General features: G+C 62.7%; 17 protein-coding genes. 11 read left to right on the top strand and 6 right to left on the bottom strand.

The features are described from left to right. Window positions 1–35: 35 nt before the first annotated feature. The 9 genes from prpC (at window position 36) to C0Z18_RS31185 (ending at window position 11,430) form a co-directional block, all read left to right on the top strand. On the top strand, window positions 36–1,202 hold the full coding sequence (prpC, locus tag C0Z18_RS31225; RefSeq protein ID WP_102649323.1) for a bifunctional 2-methylcitrate synthase/citrate synthase: 1,167 nt from the start codon (window positions 36–38) through the stop codon (window positions 1,200–1,202). Window positions 1,203–1,230: 28 nt separating this feature from the next. Continuing rightward, complete coding sequence (locus C0Z18_RS31220) at window positions 1,231–2,058, top strand: c-type cytochrome (protein WP_102649322.1); 828 nt, start codon at window positions 1,231–1,233, stop codon at window positions 2,056–2,058. Window positions 2,059–2,065: 7 nt separating this feature from the next. Further along, entirely contained in the window at window positions 2,066–2,728 is a 663-nt protein-coding gene (locus tag C0Z18_RS31215) for a chromate transporter (protein ID WP_233217568.1), read from the top strand. Next, window positions 2,725–3,270, top strand: a complete 546-nt coding sequence (locus tag C0Z18_RS31210) for a chromate transporter (protein WP_102649320.1) — start codon at window positions 2,725–2,727, stop codon at window positions 3,268–3,270. Before C0Z18_RS31215 ends, C0Z18_RS31210 begins: the two co-directional genes overlap by 4 nt. A gap of 63 nt (window positions 3,271–3,333) precedes the next feature. Beyond that, window positions 3,334–4,464: a 3-deoxy-7-phosphoheptulonate synthase gene (locus C0Z18_RS31205; RefSeq protein ID WP_102649319.1), complete on the top strand. Its 1,131-nt coding sequence runs from the start codon at window positions 3,334–3,336 to the stop codon at window positions 4,462–4,464. 34 nt (window positions 4,465–4,498) lie between these two features. Further along, complete coding sequence (locus tag C0Z18_RS31200; RefSeq protein WP_102649318.1) at window positions 4,499–5,476, top strand: extracellular solute-binding protein; 978 nt, start codon at window positions 4,499–4,501, stop codon at window positions 5,474–5,476. Window positions 5,477–5,489: 13 nt separating this feature from the next. Continuing rightward, on the top strand, window positions 5,490–8,657 hold the full coding sequence (locus tag C0Z18_RS31195; RefSeq protein WP_102649317.1) for an efflux RND transporter permease subunit: 3,168 nt from the start codon (window positions 5,490–5,492) through the stop codon (window positions 8,655–8,657). An 86-nt stretch (window positions 8,658–8,743) separates the two neighbouring features. Continuing rightward, entirely contained in the window at window positions 8,744–9,934 is a 1,191-nt protein-coding gene (locus C0Z18_RS31190; protein ID WP_102649349.1) for an efflux RND transporter periplasmic adaptor subunit, read from the top strand. Window positions 9,935–9,936: 2 nt separating this feature from the next. Then, entirely contained in the window at window positions 9,937–11,430 is a 1,494-nt protein-coding gene (locus tag C0Z18_RS31185; protein ID WP_102649316.1) for an efflux transporter outer membrane subunit, read from the top strand. Window positions 11,431–11,498: 68 nt separating this feature from the next. Here the strand turns inward: C0Z18_RS31185 and C0Z18_RS31180 are convergent, their stop codons facing one another. The 3 genes from C0Z18_RS31180 to C0Z18_RS31170 all read right to left on the bottom strand — a co-directional run bounded on the left by C0Z18_RS31180 (window position 11,499) and on the right by C0Z18_RS31170 (window position 14,632). After that, a complete protein-coding gene (locus C0Z18_RS31180; protein WP_102649315.1) occupies window positions 11,499–12,791 on the bottom strand; it encodes a phospholipase effector Tle1 domain-containing protein in 1,293 nt (430 codons plus the stop codon). Between the two features lie 32 nt (window positions 12,792–12,823). Continuing rightward, entirely contained in the window at window positions 12,824–13,315 is a 492-nt protein-coding gene (locus C0Z18_RS31175) for a hypothetical protein (protein WP_146014144.1), read from the bottom strand. A 411-nt stretch (window positions 13,316–13,726) separates the two neighbouring features. Further along, window positions 13,727–14,632 (bottom strand): LysR family transcriptional regulator, encoded by a 906-nt coding sequence (locus C0Z18_RS31170; protein ID WP_233217567.1) that lies wholly within the window; start codon window positions 14,630–14,632, stop codon window positions 13,727–13,729. A gap of 227 nt (window positions 14,633–14,859) precedes the next feature. On the opposite strand from C0Z18_RS31170, the gene C0Z18_RS31165 reads away from it, so the two are divergent. Then, a complete protein-coding gene (locus C0Z18_RS31165) occupies window positions 14,860–15,450 on the top strand; it encodes a class I SAM-dependent methyltransferase (RefSeq protein WP_102649313.1) in 591 nt (196 codons plus the stop codon). A gap of 94 nt (window positions 15,451–15,544) precedes the next feature. Further along, window positions 15,545–15,832, top strand: a complete 288-nt coding sequence (locus C0Z18_RS31160) for a hypothetical protein (RefSeq protein ID WP_102649312.1) — start codon at window positions 15,545–15,547, stop codon at window positions 15,830–15,832. Window positions 15,833–15,855: 23 nt separating this feature from the next. Here the strand turns inward: C0Z18_RS31160 and C0Z18_RS31155 are convergent, their stop codons facing one another. The 3 genes from C0Z18_RS31155 to C0Z18_RS31145 form a co-directional block, all read right to left on the bottom strand. Next, window positions 15,856–16,881: a DMT family transporter gene (locus C0Z18_RS31155; RefSeq protein ID WP_102649311.1), complete on the bottom strand. Its 1,026-nt coding sequence runs from the start codon at window positions 16,879–16,881 to the stop codon at window positions 15,856–15,858. 32 nt (window positions 16,882–16,913) lie between these two features. Beyond that, window positions 16,914–17,543 carry a TetR/AcrR family transcriptional regulator gene (locus C0Z18_RS31150; RefSeq protein ID WP_102649310.1) on the bottom strand — a complete coding sequence of 210 codons (630 nt, stop codon included), beginning with the start codon at window positions 17,541–17,543 and terminating at the stop codon, window positions 16,914–16,916. Between the two features lie 326 nt (window positions 17,544–17,869). Beyond that, window positions 17,870–18,415 (bottom strand): hypothetical protein, encoded by a 546-nt coding sequence (locus C0Z18_RS31145; protein ID WP_102649309.1) that lies wholly within the window; start codon window positions 18,413–18,415, stop codon window positions 17,870–17,872. Between the last annotated feature and the right edge of the window lie 129 nt (window positions 18,416–18,544).

The raw sequence follows: 18,544 nt of genomic DNA, 5'->3' as shown, positions 1-18,544 counted from the left end.
CAAGCCAGCATCAAAACACACAAGGAGAACCCACGATGGATGAGCGTGCGATTGCATCGGAGCCCGTTGGCTTCAAGCCCAAGAAGTCCGTTGCGCTGTCGGGCGTAGTGGTCGGCGATTCGCGCCTGTGCACGGTGGGCCGCGCGGGCAACGACTTGCACTATCGCGGCTACGACATTCTCGATGTTGCGGACGTGTGCCAATTCGAGGAGATTGCGCACTTGCTCGTGCATGGCAAGTTGCCGAATCAAGTGGAACTCGTGGCGTACAAGGCCAAGCTCAAATCGCTGCGCGGCTTGCCCGCAGCCGTGAAGGAGGCACTCGAGGCGACGCCGGCCGCCGCACACCCGCTCGACGTATTGCGCACGGGCGTCTCGGTGCTCGGCACCGTCCTTCCGGAGAAGGACGATCACGGCATCTCGGGTACGCGCGATATCGCCGATCGTCTGATGGCGTCGCTCGGCTCGATGATGCTGTATTGGTATCACTACAGCCAGAACGGCCGGCGCATCGAAGTCGAAACCGACGACGACTCGATCAGCGGCCACTTCCTGCATCTGTTGCACGGCCGTCCGGCGCCGGAGGCTTGGGTGCGCGCGCTGCATACGTCGTTCAACCTGTATGCCGAGCATGAATTCAACGCATCGACGTTCACGGCACGCGTGATCGCGAGCACCGGTTCCGATTTCTATTCGGCGATCACGGGTGCGATCGGCGCGCTGCGCGGACCGAAGCACGGCTGCGCGAACGAAGTGGCGTTCGAGATCCAGAAACGCTACGAGACGCCCGACGAAGCCGAAGAGGACATCCGCCGCCGCATCGAGAAGAAGGAAGTCATCATCGGCTTCGGCCACCCCGTGTACACCGTGGCCGATCCTCGCCACCAGGTGATTCGCTCGGTCGCCGAGCGCCTATCGAACCTCGCCGGAAACCGCAAGATGTTCGATATCGCGGAGCGCATCATGCACGTGATGCGCGACTCGAAGAAGATGTTCCCGAACATGGATTGGTTCTCGGCCATCGCTTATCACCAGATGGGCGTGCCCACGGCGATGTTCACGCCTATTTTCGCGATCGCGCGCACGTCGGGTTGGAGCGCGCACGTGATCGAGCAACGCATCGACAATAAGATCATCCGCCCGAGCGCGAACTACGTCGGCCCCGACAATCAGGCCTTCGTGCCGCTCGATGCGCGTCCGTGACACAGAGATTCACGCGAGGAGATTCGCCATGCAACTAAAACGAAAACATGCGTCGATGCTTGCGCTGGCCGCCATGCTGTCGGCAGCGGCCGCCGGCGCGGCCTACGGGGCCGACGATCTCGATGCGCGCATCGCCGCGCTGCCGCCGGGGCCGGATACCGATGCGATCGTGCTCGGGCGCAACATCACGTTCGACACGCCGCACTACGCGCCGGGCCATGTGTCGGGCAATGCCATCTCGTGCGCGAGTTGCCATATCGGCGGCGGGATGCAGGCGAAGGCGTCGCCGTGGGGCGGCATCACGGGGGTGATGCCGTCGTACAGCGGGCGCAGCGCGACCGTCGAATCGCTGTCGCAGCGGATCAACAATTGCTTCGTGCGTTCCGAGAACGGCACGCCGCTCGCCTTCGATTCGCCCGAGATGAACGGTCTGCTCGCCTATATGGCGTTTCTCTCGCGCGGCGTGACGGGCGGCGATTTCGTGCCCGGCCGCGGCATGGGCAAGATCGCGAACATCGCGAAGATGACGCCCGATCGGGCGCATGGTCAAGCCATCTATACACAGCGGTGCGCATCGTGTCACGGCGCGAACGGCGAGGGCATGCGCTCCGGCGGCACGTTCTCGATTCCGCCGCTGTGGGGCGAGGCGTCGTACAACATCGGCGCCAGCATGGCGCGGCTTAGCCCGGCAGCTGCGTTCATCAAGAACAACATGCCGCTCGGCCAGGGCGGGACGCTGACGGATCAGGAAGCGGTCGATGTCGCGGCCTACGTGACGCAGCAGCCGCGTCCCGACTATCCGCCCAAGGTCAACGATTGGCCGAAGGGCGGCAAGCCCGCCGACGCCCGCTACTGAGGACGCGATGCGAGCCGAGAGCACCGCCTCCGATATGAGTACGCTTGCCGAGCATCGCGCGTCGTCGCACGAACGCGTGCCTGCGCCCGTTTCGCCTGCCGCGCTGTTCGTCGCATTCGCGACGATCGGCCTGTGCGGCTTCGGCGGCATCTTGCCGTGGGCGCGGCGCACGCTCGTCGATACGAATGCGTGGTTGACGGACCAGGAATTCACCGAATTGCTCGGCTTCGCTCAGGTGCTGCCGGGCGCGAACGGGACGCACCTGGCCGTGATGTTCGGTGCGCGGCGATGCGGCTGGCGCGGCGCTTTGGCCGCCGTCACCGGTCTATTGATCCCGCCGTTCGTGATCCTGATCGTGCTCGCGCTGCTCTATCGCTGGTACGGCAAGCTGCCCGAGGTGCATGGGGCGCTGAAGGGAATGGCGGCCGTGGCGGCAGGCCTCAGTATCGAGACGGGGCTGCGCCTCGCGCGCGCATTGACGCGCCGCGTGCTCACGATCGGGCTCGGGTTGCTGACGTTCGGCGCGATTGCGGTACTGCATCTGCCGCTCGTGCACGTGATGCTGGTGCTCGTGCCCACGGCCATCGTCATCGAATACGCAATGCGCAGGCACGCAAACTGGACGGCGCGCCGCGGCGACGGCGGCAAGCTGGGAGGCGGGGCGTCATGAACCTGAACTTAAATTTGACGCGCGTACTGGCGCTGCATTTCTTTCTGATCTCGGTGATTGCGTTCGGCGGCGCGGGGGCGGTGTTGCCGGAGATGCATCGTTTTCTCGTCGACGATCTGCGTCTGATGACCGACCAGGACTTCATCTCGTTGAACGCGCTTGCGCAGGCGGCGCCGGGGCCGAACGTGCAGATTGTGGCGATGTACGGTTTCTGGGTGGCGAGCTTGCCCGGCGCACTGGCCTCGATCGGCGCGATGTGCGGGCCGACGTCGCTGCTCGCCTACGCCGTCGAGACGCTCGGCGCGCGTCACAGCGGCACGGAGTGGCACAAGCTGATACGCCGATCGCTGGCGCCGCTGACCGTCGGGCTCGTGCTGGCGACGGGCTGGATGCTGTCGGTCGGCGCCTCGCATATGGACGAGCGCTGGGTGCGCACGCTGCTGCTGACGGCGGTCGCGACGGGCATTGCGATGACGCGGCGGCTCAATCCGATCTACCTCATCGCGGCGGGCTCCGTGCTCGGCGCGATAGGAGTCATTTGACGCGAATTTGATGCGACGCCGGCGCTGGTGCGCCGAATCCAACGATCGTCGAGGAACGAGGACATGAGCGAAGATCTTCAGCGCAGCGGCGCCTACCACGGCGGACGGATCGCGCACGTCGCGCCGCTGCCGTCTCCTGCCGAGCTTGCCACGGTGCTGCCCGGAGCGGCGGCCGGCGATACGGTCGAGCAGGCGCGGCGCGCGCTCGGCGCCATCGTCGCGCGCGACGACGACCGCCTGGCGCTCGTCGTCGGGCCATGTTCGATCCACGACGTCGAGGCGGCGCTCGCCTATGCTGAGAAAATCGCCGCGCTACGGCGCGTGTACGCGGATGACGTCGAAATCGTCATGCGCGCTTACTTCGAGAAGCCTCGCACGATCGACGGATGGAAAGGCTTGCTCAACGATCCGCTGCTCGACGGCAGCAGCGACGTGCGGCTGGGCCTGCGGCTCGCGCGGCGCTTGCTCATCGACATCAATCTGCTGGGCGTACCGGCTGCAACCGAATTCCTCGAACCGACCGCCACGCATTTTCTGAGCGATCTGATCGCGTGGGGCGCCATCGGCGCGCGCACGACCGAGTCGCAGATCCATCGGCAGATCGCGTCGGGACTGCCTTGCCCGATCGGCTTCAAGAACGGCACCGACGGCAACGTGACGATCGCGGCCGATGCACTCAAGGCTGCGAGCCGCCCGCATCAATTCCTCTCGGTCGCGCCGGACGGCACGCTGGCGACGATCGGCACGACGGGCAACCCGGCGTGTCACCTCGTGTTGCGCGGCGGCAAGGAACCGAACTACGACGCGCAGAGCATTGCGCAAGCGTGCGCCGCGCTCGCGCAACGTGGCCTGCCCGAGCGCGTCGTGATCGATGCCTCGCATGGCAACAGCCGTAAGCGTCATGCGAATCAACTGCTCGTCTGCGATTACTTGGCGCGTCTCGTGGCCGAGGGCAACGAAGCCGTCGTGGGCGTCATGATCGAGTCCAACCTCGTCGATGGCCGCCAGGATCTGCGTCCGGGCTGTGAGCTCGTCTATGGGCAGAGCATTACCGATGCGTGCATCGGCTGGGGCGACACCGAACGCGTGGTCGAGCAACTGGCGCAGGCGGTACGCCGGCGGCGCACGGCCGGCCGCGATCGGCGCGCGCGGCTCACCGGTCTCGGCAATCTGCAAACACTCGTCAACGCTTGATAGCGTTTGATCTAAAGCGGCTCGATCGAAACCGATGAAACGATCTTTTGTGCGACTTCTCAGTGCATGTTGTGTGGCGCTCGTGTGTGCGGGGGCAGCGGCCGATGCCGCGGCGTTGACCGTTTATAGCGTCGGGCCCGCGCCGCTGATTCGCCGCCTCGCGGCGGATTTCCGCTCGGAAACGGGCATCGAGGTGAACGTCTTTCAAGGCGACACGGGCCAAGTGCTCGCGCGTTTAGCCGACAAGGGCGCGACGCCGGCCGACGTCGTGATTCTCGGCTCATGGGATACCGCGCTCGAGATGAGCCGGCGGGGCGAATTGCTGCCGTATCGGCCCGCAGGCTACGAGCAGATTTCCAGTGCTTATCGAACGCCGCAGTTCGTCGCCGAGGGCGTGGCGACACTCGCGCTAGTGTGGCGGATCGACAGCGGGACGCCTCGGCCCGAAGACTGGGGCGACCTCGCCGCACCGGCCTATCGCGATCGGATCGGCACGGTCGATCCCGCGCAGTCGGGCTCGTCGCTGGACCTCATCGCCGCGCTCGACGCCCAGCGCGATATCGACATCTGGGCGCTGCTCGCCGCGCTGCGCGAGAACGGCCTGACGCCTTCGGGTTCGAACGCGCAGGCCATGGATGCCGTGATCAAGGGCGGCAAAGCGGCCCTGTTCGCGGTGGCGGATCATACGGCGCTCGAAGACAAGGCGCACGGCGCACCGATCGACGTCATCTTCCCGCGCTCCGGCACGATCGCGACCGCGCGCCCGATGATGATCATGAAGGGCACGCGAGAGGTGCGCGACGCGAAGCGCTTCGTCGACTTCGTGTTGTCGCGCAAGGGCCAGCAAGACGTCGCCGACGAGTTCATCATCCCGGCGCGCAACGACGTCGCGCCTGCTCGCCCGGGGCTCGATGCGATCAAGCTGCTGCCCTCGCCGCAAGCTCGAGCGGGCGGTAGCGGCACGAGCCGCGACGCCGTGCTCAAGCGCTTCGCCCTGCTGTTTTCGCAATAACCGTACAGACGCAATGTGGATCGTCAGGCTCGCTCTCTCGCGGCCGTATACCTTTATCGTCATGGCGCTCGCGATCGTCCTCGCGACGCCGCTGACGCTCATCCGCACGCCCGTCGACGTGCTGCCCGCCATCGACATCCCCGTCATCAGCGTGATCTGGACGTACAACGGGCTGTCTGCCGAGGAGATGGCCAACCGCATCACGACCGTCAACGAGCGCAATCTCACCGTGCTCGTCAGCAACATCCAGCATAGCGAGTCGCAATCGCTGGCCGGCATCGCGATCATCAAGCTGTTCTTGCAGCCGCACACCGACGTGCGTACGGCGATGGCGCAGGCCGTATCGGCCGAGGAGGCGCAGTTGCGTTTCATGCCGCCCGGCGCGACACCCCCGTTGATCCTCACGTACTCGGCATCGAGTATTCCGGTGTTGCAACTGGGCATCTCGAGTCCCGTCATGTCCGAACAGGCGCTCAACGACGCGGCCACCAATTTTCTGCGCCCGCAACTCGTGACGATTCCGGGCACCGTCGTGCCGTTCGCATACGGCGGCAAGCCGCGCGTGATCTCGGTGGACCTCGATACGCGTGCGTTGCTGACGAAGGGCCTCACGCCGAGCGATGTGATCAATGCCGTCAATGCGCAAAACCTGATATTGCCGAGCGGGACGGCGAAGATCGGGGCGACCGAATATTCGGTCATGACGAATGCTTCGCCCGATACGATCGACGGGTTGAATCATATTCCCGTGCACACCGTCGACGGCGCGACGACCTACTTGGGCGAAGTCGCTCACGTGCGCGACGGCTTTTCGCCGCAGACCAACGTCGTGCGGCAGGACGGGCGGCGCGGCGTGCTGATGTCGGTGATGAAAAGCGGCGAGGCGTCGACGCTGTCGGTCGTCGACGCCATTCACGCGCTGTTGCCGCACGTGGCCCAATCGCTGCCGCCCGATTTGAAGATCGTTTCGCTGTTCGATCAATCGGTGTTCGTCAAGGCGGCGGTGCAGGGCGTGGCGCGCGAAGCGGTGATTGCGGCGGCGCTGACAGCAGCGATGGTGCTGCTCTTTCTCGGCAACTGGCGCAGTACGCTGATCATCGCGATCTCGATTCCGCTGTCGATTTTGGCTTCGTTGATCGCTTTGTCGGCGCTCGGCGAAAGCATCAACATCATGACGCTGGGAGGACTCGCACTCGCGGTGGGCATTCTCGTGGACGATGCGACGGTCACGATCGAGAACATCGAGCGCCACTTGCATATGGGCAGTAGTCTGCGCGAGTCGATTCTCGACGGCGCCGGTGAAATCGCGGTGCCCGCACTCGTTTCGACGCTGTCGATTTGTATCGTGTTCGTGCCGATGTTCTTTCTGACGGGCGTGGCACGGTACCTCTTCGTACCGCTTGCCGAGGCGGTCGTGTTCGCGATGCTCGCGTCGTATCTGCTATCGAGAACGCTCGTGCCGACGCTCGCGCTATTGCTCACGCAACATCCGCCGATGCACGCCGATGATGCGCAAACGGGAACCTCGCTGTTTGCGCGCGTGCACCGGCGCTTTCAGCGCGTCTTCAACCGTCTGCATGCCAATTACGTCGTGCTGCTCACGATGGCGCTCGAACGACCGGGCCGCTTTGGCGGCGTGTTTCTAGGCGGATGCCTGCTGTCTACGGCGTTGCTGTTCGTCGTCGGCACCGACTTTTTTCCGTCGGTGGACTCGGGTGCGATCCGCTTGCACATGCGGGGGCCGACGGGCCTGCGCATCGAGGAAACCGCGCGCCTCGCCGATCAGGTCGAGAACGTCGTGCGCGAAGTCGTGCCGGTACGCGAGCGTGGCCCGATCCTCGACAACCTCGGGCTACCCTACAGCGGCATCAACTTGTCGTATAGCAATGCCGGTACGATCGGCACGTTCGACGGCGAACTGATGATCGCGCTCGCGCCCGGACACGCGCCCGCGCAACGCTACGTGGAGCGTCTGCGTACGCTGCTGCCGCAGCGCTTCCCTGGTGTCGAATTCTTCTTTCAGCCGGCCGATATCGTTACGCAGATTCTGAATTTCGGCCTGCCCGCGGCGATCGACGTGCAGGTCGTCGGCGCGAATCGGAGTGCGAACGTCGCCGTGGCGAGCCATCTCATGAAGGCGATGCGCACGCTGCCGGGCACCGTGGACGTGCATATCCAGCAGCGTGTCGACGAGCCGGCATTCGTGTTTCGGATGGACCGTTCCCGCTTGCAGCAGTTGGATCTAACCGCACAAAACGTCGCACAGAACCTGCTCGTCGCACTGTCCGGCAGTTCGCAGACGGCCCCTGCGTTCTGGCTCAACGAACGTAATGGCGTGCAATACCCGCTCAGCGTGCAGATGCCCCAATACGACGCGGCATCGCTCGACAGCCTCATGCGTATCCCCGTGATGGCGCCGGGCGGCAACGGCCGGCCGCAACTGCTCGGAAATCTTGTCCGCGTCGAACGCCGCGCGTTGCCGGCGGAGGTGTCGCACTACAACATCCGGCCCGCCATCGATGTACTGGTGTCGGTGCAAGGGCGCGACCTCGGGAGCGTTGCGCGCGAGATCGACAAGCTCGTCGCGACGGCGCGGCCCACCCTTGCGCGCGGATCGGACATCGACGTGCGCGGCCAAGTGGAGACAATGCGATCGTCGTTCTCGGGCCTGTATATCGGGCTCGCCGTGGCGATCGTGCTCGTCTATCTGCTGATCGTCGTCAACTTTCAGTCATGGCTCGATCCGCTGATCATCGTGAGCGCGCTGCCCGCGGCGTTGGCCGGTATCGCATGGATGCTGTTTTTGACGGGCACGCGCTTGTCGGTGCCTGCGTTGACGGGCGGGATCATGACCGTCGGTGTTGCGACGGCCAACAGCATCCTCGTGGTTTCGTTCGCGCGCGAGCGGCTCGCTAGCGGCGCGACGCCGCTCGCCGCCGCTCTCGAAGCCGGAGCAACTCGCATGCGGCCGGTTTTGATGACGGCCACCGCGATGATCGTCGGCATGTTGCCGATGGCGCTGGGCGTCGGCGATGCGGCCGAGCAAAACGCGCCGCTGGGACGTGCCGTTATCGGCGGCCTCCTGTTCGCGACGGTGTCGACGCTCGTGTTCGTGCCGCTCGTATTCTCGGTATTGCATGGGCGGCTCGCGCGCAAGCGGGGTGCGGCGCACGCGCTATGACGACCCAATTAAAACGCAACGACATGGACGACTCCCTCGAATCCTTCAACGCACAGCGCCCGCACGCTGCCCCCGACGCATCGCGGATGCCGCCCGCGGGCGGCGCCGTGCCGTTGCCGTCGAGGCAGACGGTACGGCGGCGACTGCGCGTCGCGGCAATGCTCATCGCCTTGGCGATCGTCGGGTTGACGGCTCGCACGGTCGTTGTCGGCATCGAGCGCAAGCATGCGCTGGCCGACGCGGCGGCGGCCAATCAGCGCGAGTATGTGTACGTCGTCAAGCCGACCGTGCCGCACCACGGCGACGCGCTCGTGCTGCCGGGCACGCTGCGCGGCGCAGTGCAATCGCCGATCTATGCACGCGCCAACGGCTACGTGAAGCGCTGGTACGTCGATATCGGTACGCGTGTGCGAGAGGGGCAGCTTTTGGCGGAACTCGATACGCCCGAAATCGATCAAGAGCTGGCTCAGGCCATGGCGCAAAAGCGCCAAGCGAACGTGACGCTGGGATTGGCGAAGAGTTCGCTTGCGCGCTGGCGCGAGTTGCGCGCGCATGACGCCGTATCGCAACAAGAACTCGACGAACGCTCGAGCGCGTACGACGAAGCGGCGGCGAGCTTTGCCGCGGCCGATGCGAACGTGAAGCGGCTCGGCGAACTCGAGTCGTTCAAGCGCATCGTCGCGCCGTTCGCGGGCGTCGTTACGCGGCGTAACGTCGATGTCGGCGATCTCGTCGACGCGGGTAACGGCGGTACGCGTCGTGCGTTGTTTACGCTTGCACAGACGGATCCGCTGCGGGTGTATGTCGATGTGCCGCAGGCCTATGCACAGGGTATGGCAACCGGTGCGCACGTCGTCGTGACGCAGGCCGAGCTTGCGGGCCGCTCGTTCGCGGGCACCGTCACGCACACGGCGCAAGCCATCGATGTGACGACACGCTCGATGCAGGTCGAAGTGACCTTGCCCAACCACGATGGCGCGCTGCTGCCCGGGGCGTATGTGCAAGTAGCGTTCGACGATATCGCCCACGCTCGGCTTCAAGTGCCCGGTAACGCATTGCTGTTTCGCGCCGAGGGGCCGCGCGTGGCGGTGGTCGGCGCGGACGGTCGCGTTCATTTGCAGCCCGTCGTCATCGCGCGCGATCTGGGGCAATCGCTCGAGATCGAAAGTGGGCTCACGCCGAAGGATCGGGTCATCGTCAACCCCGGCGACTCGTTGGCCGACGGCGATAAAGTCATCGCCACGCCGGCGCCCGTGACGACGAAGGGGCACGCGTGAGGATGCGCTGGGCTTGGTTCTCGATGATGGCGGCGCTCGCCGGATGCGCGGCCGGGCCCGACTACCGACGGCCGGAGCTCGAGATGCCGGCGGCGTGGCGCATCGACGCCGGCGACGCATACTGGCATGCGGCGGCTCCCGCGCACGCGCCGCTCGTGCTCGACTGGTGGCGCGGCTTCGGCGATGCACAGCTCGACAGCCTGGAAGCCGCCGCGCTTGCCGAGAACCAAACGTTGCGAGCGGCGAGCGCGCATTACGATGCCGCGCGCGCGAGTCTTGCCGAAGTCGCTTCGGCGCAGGCGCCTCAATTGGGCGTGCAAGCGGGCGCGGCGCGCGAGAAGATTTCCGGTGAGCGTCCGCGGATCAACTACGGGGTGCCGACTTACTCGACCGTGCAGAACGACATCGTGTTGCGGGCGAGCGTGGGTTACGAGCTTGACTTATTCGGGCGCATTCGCCGCGAAGTTCAGGCGGCGAGCGCTTCGGCGGATGCGGCCGCCGACGATCTGGCCAATGCCCGGCTCGTGATCACGGCCGACGTGGCGGCCACGTACGTTGCGCTACGTGTCGTCGATGCCCAAAGCGACGTGCTGGCCAAACTCATCGCCTTGCAGCAGCAATCGCTCGATTACGTGCGCACGCGCCATGACCTAGGCGCGGTATCGGGCCTCGATGTTTTGCAGCAGCAGACGCAACTCGATGCGACACGGACCCAGGCGCAATTGCTCTTCGCCACACGTGCGCAATACGAGCATGTGCTTGCCGCGCTCGTCGGCGCGGCGGCGCCGGCATTCTCGATCGCGCCGCGCGTGGTGCCGCTGACGGATACCTCGCCGCCCGCCGTCACGCTCGCCCAGCCGAGCGAGCTGCTCGAGCGCCGGCCCGATATCGCTTCGGCCGAGCGTGCGATGGCCGCAGCGAACGCGCGCATCGGCGTGGCGCGCGCCGCGTATTTCCCGAGCCTTACGTTGAACCCCGGCATCGGCTGGGAAGCGACGCGCTTCGCGAGTATGTTCGGTGCGCCGGCGCTGCTGTGGTCGGTAGGCGTATCGGCGGAGTCGATGCTGTTCGACGGGGGCAAACGCCGGGCGCGAGTGGATTTTGCTCGGGCTGGCTATGCCGAGGCACAGGCGCATTATCGACAGACCGTGCTCGCTGCGATGCAGCAGGTTCAGGACGGCGTCACCGGCCTATCCGTGCTCGACGCGGCAGCGCGGCAGGCCCATGCGGCCGTCGACGATGCGCGCCGCCTCGTCGATATGTCGCATGAGCGCTACGCGGGGGGCATGACCGCGTTCATCGACGTGATCAGCGCGCAGCAGCAGTTGCAGACGAGCCGCGAACAAGAGGTGGCCATTCATGGCCGCCAGTTGGCGACGTTGGTCTTCCTGGCCAAGGCGCTTGGCGGCGGCTGGAAAGTGGGCGCGCCTGAGAGCCCCCAGTGTAACGAGGGCAATGGTGGGACGTGTATAGCGCAGGCGATCCATACGCAGTGATAAGAAAACAGTAGACCGAAATGCGCCGCTGAAGCGGAATCGCCGCGAGAGTTCGCGGCGTACCTGTCTCATCCCGTGTTCTTGAGCGATCGGGCCTGCGGCTCGCGGTAGCCTCTTTCATCGCACCACTGCTTGACGTACGCTTCGTTGGCGCCCTTCACTCCATCGATCAGCGACGGATGGATATTGCCCTTACGGTCCATGCCGTAAATGTCGAATCCACCGACAGTTGGGGATGAGTCGGGCTGCTGCGGCGCTCGGTTGTCGCCCGACGCGTCTATCGTATGGCCGTCGCGCGTGGTCATGTGCTCAGCATAGCCACCGTCCGGGCGAGCGATCAAAGTAACCTGCGTCCCGTTAAAATCCGTGAAGTGCGTCGTTTCGCCGTCGGCGCTTTTCTCCCGGAGCATAGCCGCGGTCACCACCCTCTCGTTCAAGCGTGGAACGCCGAAGCCGAACTTGGCATCCTCAGTCCACTGTGTGTGTCCGTAGTCGTCGACACCTTCCGTGTGAATGACTACCGGCTGCGTCGGATTGAATTTGCGGCTTTCGGCGACGTCCGCGATAGATAGCCCCGAATTGCGGAAAAATGCCGTCCCTGCCTCTAGAGATAGGGCGCCTAAGCCGTTGTCGTAACCTCCACCGACATCGCAATGGTTGCCGCTAAACGGCAAGACCGTCACGCCGGGCTGACCCGTGTAATCCGCGCCTCTAAATTCCGAGCGGCGCTCGTCGAGCGAACGTACGACTGTGATGTTGCGCACGTTCGGCGCGAAGGCGAGATTGCCGCTGACGCCCGTGTCGACCGGGTCATAGATAACGCCGGCCGTGACGCCGATTTCGCCGGGGGGAATCAAGGTCTTGCCGCTGTTCGGATCGACCAGGCCGTGTTCCCATAGCAGTTGGGAGAAGATCGCGGCGGAAGCGCCACCACGGCTGAAGCTCGTCATCATGGCGGTGACGGAACCGCCGGGATGCGTTTCAAGCCATTCGCTCGCCTTGCTGCAAAACTGCTCATAGGCGTGCCGAGCAGTATCGACTACCTGGGCTGTGACTTCCGGGCCGAACCATGTAGACGCGGTGCGTGAACCATCGCTTCCGGGACCGGGATAGTAACCCGCCCTCAAGTTCTCAGTACCTTTCGACGCTTTGTCGACTTGATCGAATAACTGGGCCACATTTGTGTCTTGTGGGTTCCCCGATAGCTTTACATCGTTCTTATCGTTGTTGGTCCCATCAAATGCCGCAAGATACACGAACCCATCCGAATGGGAGATCTGCTTAGCGCTGCTCGCGATTGCTTCTCCCTGTTGCCGCGCACGCTCAACACCGTCGGACTTTAAGGTCTCTATCACGCTCATGGTCTACCCCGCAACACCGTTACGTTCTTTTGTTAATCTGGATAAATTTGCTTTATCTTTCTAGAACAGTACATGATAAATATGCGTTTTTGACGAGGCGTACGTTTATATGCCAGCCCTGGATCATCGGGGCAAAGGCCCGTCACTTTCTCAGGTGAAATGAGATACACGTATAACTGACTGCCATCGATCGCGAAATGGATACGGTAGTCATCGAGATTGCGAGGCAAGCGGCTGCGTAGGTCCACTCGATCCTCATACAGCTTTCCCGTCGCTTGAACACGCCATTTCACATATAGAAAGTCTCCGCGGCGCATCGCTCCGTAGACGTCAGTTTGCTGCGGCACGTCGTTATGTTCCAGTGCGTCCGCCGATGGGCGAACACCCGGTAAGCGCGAGGTGCCGTACTGGTAGTTCAGCACCTCGACACCGGGACTGTCATCTTGCGCGTCGAAGTCGAATGCGTGCCTAGGCGTGTCCGTGCCGACAGCACACCCTCCCAAGAGCATTGCTCCGGCAACCATCAAACAACTCGAAGCTAAAAAATTTCGAACCTTCAATTTCCACCTTTTATGATCAGCTTACGAGTGAAATTTTCCGAATGCCCTAAGCATTCTTGTGCTGCACACGCGGCTTCGATTGAAAAAGAGATCTAACCGGCGCGGTTGCCCGCCTAAAGATAGCTGAGTAGCGAGCCGGTGTACATATCGCATCGAACGTTCCATATCGTACATAGGATACGATCTAAACCAATCACGGTCAACCGCTCCGAACGCTCGCGGCGAGCGCGGCGTAGGGGTGAAAGTTGACGAGGCAGTGACGTCGAATCAGCCCGAATTCCGGAAGTCCAGCATCAAAACGACATGAGCCGAAGCAGCGTAACGGCGCTTTGGAAAGCTGCCGCCTCGCCACGAGGGGGATGCTTCGACAGCCTGCTAGGTATTTGGATTGTCGAAGTGATCGGTCAGAAATTGAATCAAGGAGAGCACGCGCGGGGCGACGAACGGATCGTCGCGCCACATCAGGAAGGCGAAGCGTTTTTCGAAGGTCCAATCGGGAAAGATCGGCGTTAGCGTGCCGCCCGCGACGGCTTCGTGGGCGACATAGCGCGGCAGGTAGGCCACACCGAGACCGTCGAGCGCCGAACTGAGCAGCGCGCGGCTATTGTTCGAGCGCATGACACAGCGCGCGCGCACTTCGACTTCGCGCTTGTGCTTTTGCATGGCGACCACGCTCGTGTGAGCGGAGCCGCGAAACAGCATGAAGCCGTGACGCGAGAGTTGTTCCGGATCGGTGATTGCGGGGTGGCGCGCCAGATAGGCCGGCGCCGCGAACAATCCCCAGTCGATCTCCATGAGGACTTTGCCGCGGGTGTCCTCGGGCTTGCAGCGATTGATCGAGATCGCGACATCCAGGTTTTGGCTTTCGAGGTCGATTTGCCGATCGGTTAAATCGAGCTCGACCTGCACGTTCACGTATTTCGTGGCGAATCGATTCAGCGCCGGCATTAGCATGACGTTGCCGAATGTGACCGGCGCCGCCACCCTCAGATTTCCCACGGGATCGGCGTGATATTTCTCCATGAACGCATCGGCGCTGCGCATTTCAGTGAGCATGCGCGCGCAGTACTCGTAGTACGTTCGCCCCACGTCGGTGATTTCCACCTTGCGCGTGGTGCGCTTGAGCAACGTGACGCCGAGCGTGGCCTCCAGCCGAGCCAACTCCTTGCTGACGGCCGACTTCGACACCCCTATGACCCGTGCCGCCTCCGTGTAACTCATGGTCTCGACGATCTTTGCGAAGATCGCCATCGACGCCATTTGTTCGAGCTGATTCATCATCGCCCTCGGTATGATTATTTTTGTGTCTTTCTTTATTCGCCATGATTATAACGACGCACGTGGCCGAGGCAATCGTCGGCAAAGGAATGGTGAGGTCGATGGGTCCATAGGTCGATTCCTTCGGAGCCTGTCACGAACCATACCGGGATAACCACATGCCTTCCGCGCTAAGCGGCGTGCGCCTAAACTACACCGCTATCGTCATTATTTGATCCGAGGCCTATCCGATGGACGAACAGACTATCGAAGCCTATTCGACAGCCGCGAGTCGGTTTGCGGCCGAGTGGCGCGAGCAGCCCCCGCCTACCGACATGTACGCGTTACTGGAGCGTTACTTCACGCCGGGTGGCAAGACCGCCGATATCGGTTGCGGCGCCGGCCGCGACGTTGCTTGGTTGAACGCGCACGGTTTTCCGACGGTGGGCTATGACGCGGCCGTTGGGCTGCTCGCACAGGCCGAGGCGGCTTATCCTTCGTTGGTTTTCAAGTGCGACACGCTTCCGGCGCTCGATTCGATCGGCAAAGAAGCCTATGACAACGTGCTGTGCGAAACGGTCATCATGCATTTGCCGCCGGAAGAGGTGACACGAGCGTGTGCGCGTCTCGCGGAGATTTTGAGGCCGGGAGGGACGTTGTATCTGAGCTGGCGAGTGACCGATTCGGCCTCCAAGCGCGATGGCTCCGGCCGACTGTACGCGGGGTTCGATGCTTCGCGAGTTAGGGAGGGCCTTGGCGATCTGCAATTCTTGGTCGATGCGGAGACCGTCAACGAATCCTCCGGCAAGCGCGTGCATCGGGTCATCGCGCGGCGGGGGTGAGCGCGGCGATGTAGCGTGGGCAGGCACCACTTGCCAATTCCGGTTCGGATCGTGTATATATGTACATGTGTTTTTATACAGTGCAAGGTCCTGTATGGAACGACTGATCCGAATCGCGAACGACGAAGACCGGTACGCACTAGCGTGGCTCATGGCCCATGCTGGGAAAGTGCGCGTGACCGAGGCTGCGCGGCACTTGGCGCACTCGGGGCGGGCCGTCTTCGTATCTGCGCTGTGCCGCTATCTGGGCATCTGGCCGCCGGCATCGCCTCGACCGGCGCGTGAGGTACAAGACTGCACGCTTGCGGACGAGCATCTGGCGCAGATGCGGCGGATTCTGGCGGGTGCCAAAGCCGGCGGCGCTTCGGCTCGTCATCGGTAGGCATGGACGAGGTAAGGCTGGTGTCATGCACCGCGTGGCAGGCGCTCGGTTCGCTGAAGCCGCCGTCGCAAGTAGATGTTGTTGAAGATCAGTGCTGCGCCGGTCATGCACGCTCCGGCGATCTGCGCGCGCGCCGGCACAATTCCCGTCAGTGACGATACGACGAACGTCGTCATAGGCAGGACGTCCATGAACAATACGCCGTTGAGTGGAGTAAGAATCCGGTTGCCCATGTTCCAGAGCAGGATCGCGGCAAACCCAGCGACCGGGCCCATATAGAGCAGATGAGGCGCGACTGCCCGCAATTCCGATGCGGTTGGCACGGGTATCACGTGCAATGAGCAAAGCAGCGCATTGACTGCGATGATCGTGGTGAGCCCGAGCCAGGTCGTCATCGTCGTGTACTTCAGCGCAGACCAGTTCTTGAAACGCGACGCACCGAACGTGTAGATCACCCAGCATAACGCGCCGACGACGATAAGCGCGTTAGCCGAATAGTGCTGTGGCTCATGCAAGGCAGCCGTGACGTCACCCTTGGTGACGACCAGAGAGACTCCCGCGAACGACATTAAGATGAACAGCAGGGAGAACACCGGTGGCCTGCTTCTTTGGACGAGCGAGTTGAGAAGCAGTCCCAACATCGGCTGCGTGGCCATCATGATCGACGCAGTGAGCGCGCCGTCCGGGCCGGCGAGTTGTTGCCCGAGAAACACGAAAGAGCCGAATCCGCAAAAGCCGATCGAACCCAGCAGCCAGGCCAGCACGATCGATTCATCATTCGAACGCAACGCGCGTGGCCCTTCCTTGATCAATAGCAGCACGAGGAATGCCGAGCCAGCGATGAGGTAGCGCAGCGAAGTAAAGGTGAATGGATCGATATGTGTGAGCGCATCCGTCATCACGGGAAACATGATTCCCATCAGTACAGTCGCTATCACGCAAAACAGTACGCCCCGGCCGTACGCACCATGGTTCGGCGAGGCCGCTGCAGTAGCAGCCCCGGCTATCTGCCCGACAGGAGCAGTCGGAAAATCGATCGCTTTATTCATGACTGATCGTTCCAGAAATAGGGAAAAAATTTTTAGACTAGTGCCCGCATCGTCAAATCGACGACAGAGACCAGGTCCTCCTCGCGGACATTGATCTTGCCGAGCACGCGCAAGCCCTGGATGACGCACAGCAGAAACGTACTAACTGCCTGTTCATCGAGCGTTGCGTTGAATTCCCGCGCCCGCTGACCTCGAACTACCGCAGCGGCCAGGTGAGTAGCGATCCGATGCAGCGTCGCCTCAATGTGCGACCGCAGCGTCTCGTCCGCCGGCAACAACTCGATCGCGGCATTGGTAATGAAGCATCCGTGCCGTTCCGATAACTTCGCGGCGACCCTCGTGTAGTGCAGTAGCGCCTGCCGCAGTGCCTCACGTGGCGACCCTGGCGAATTCAGTCTTTCTTTCAGACGCGCTATCGCGCCCTCCGCATATTGGTCGAAAGCGGCGATCAGTAGGCCATGTTTGTCGCCGAACGCACTATAGAGACTGGCGCGAAAAAGCCCCGTGGACTGGCACAGCTTCTCGATAGACGTCGCGTGATAGCCCTGTTCCCAAAAGATGCGACTCGCGACCCGCGTCACTTCGTCGATATCGAATTCTCGCGGCCGTCCGCGCTCGGGTGAAGGCGGGGGAGCAGCGTCGGGGGCGGATGGACGTCTCATGGTGAGTTGATATTAGGACTGATCGTTCTTGAAATCAAGCGCGCTGAACGGCCGTGAGGCCGCGGGGGGGGCTCTCAGCGTATCGATGGTGATCGGCAAACGTTTCACGTCGGGCAGTTCAGCAGACGTCAGTCGCTGGACAGGTGCCAACGTTATCCCAATAGCCCCTCGGCGGCCATCTTCTTCGCACTGAAGCCCAACGGCCGCTTTACGGGAAGCTGAAGTTGACGGCTAACTCGGCGACGCCCGACCATCGGTGAGCTTCGGATTTCCGAAATCGGCCAAGAGCGGTCAGTCGACAGCGCTGCGTACATCGTTGACGATCATCATCCAGCCTTTACGGTAATCCGCGTCATGCCGAGAGACGCCAGAATTTCGATAAGCTCGATCATTGCTTCCGCCGGCGCCGTGCCGAAGTCAACTGTCAGGTACCACCACTCGCCATTCGATTCGACAGGGGTGAAGGAATGAGCCGCCCCGCTAAGATTTTTATAAGCATGAGCTTCTGTTTCTTCAACGTCGAGCCACCGAGTAATAAATCGATCCAACTGCTGCTGATCGGCGATCGCCTTTTCGAAAACGATTTGTGCCCTGTTCCAGCTGAACGGATAAAGCGCGACCTGGACCTCACCAAACTTGAATTCGGTCGCCTCGAAATTTGGGTCTGGGTCAAGCGTCAACTCGAATGGCTTGATCGCGTCATCCGAGTTTTTGGAGAGCACATCGACTCTGAGATAACGATACGGATACGGGATCTGTTCGTTGTTGAGAGCGACTAATACCTCTGCAGCAACGTTGTCTTCAGAGGCCGAAATGCGGTCGCGGGCGGCAATGAAAAATTCAATGTAACGTCGCTGTACGTCACCGATCAAAGTGAACCGCCCCGGGAATCGTGGAGGCTGGTTGGTTTAAGTTGATGCCGGCATTGCAACTGGGTTGCAGAGTTGCCGGTAGTAGTTTGCCTCAGCTTCAGCGGGCGGGATATAGCCGAGCGGTTCCAT

The sequence above is a fragment of the Trinickia dabaoshanensis genome, from assembly GCF_002879885.1.
In the GTDB taxonomy this organism is placed as follows: Bacteria; Pseudomonadota; Gammaproteobacteria; order Burkholderiales; family Burkholderiaceae; genus Trinickia; species Trinickia dabaoshanensis.
This window is presented reverse-complemented; position numbering and strand designations above follow the sequence as displayed.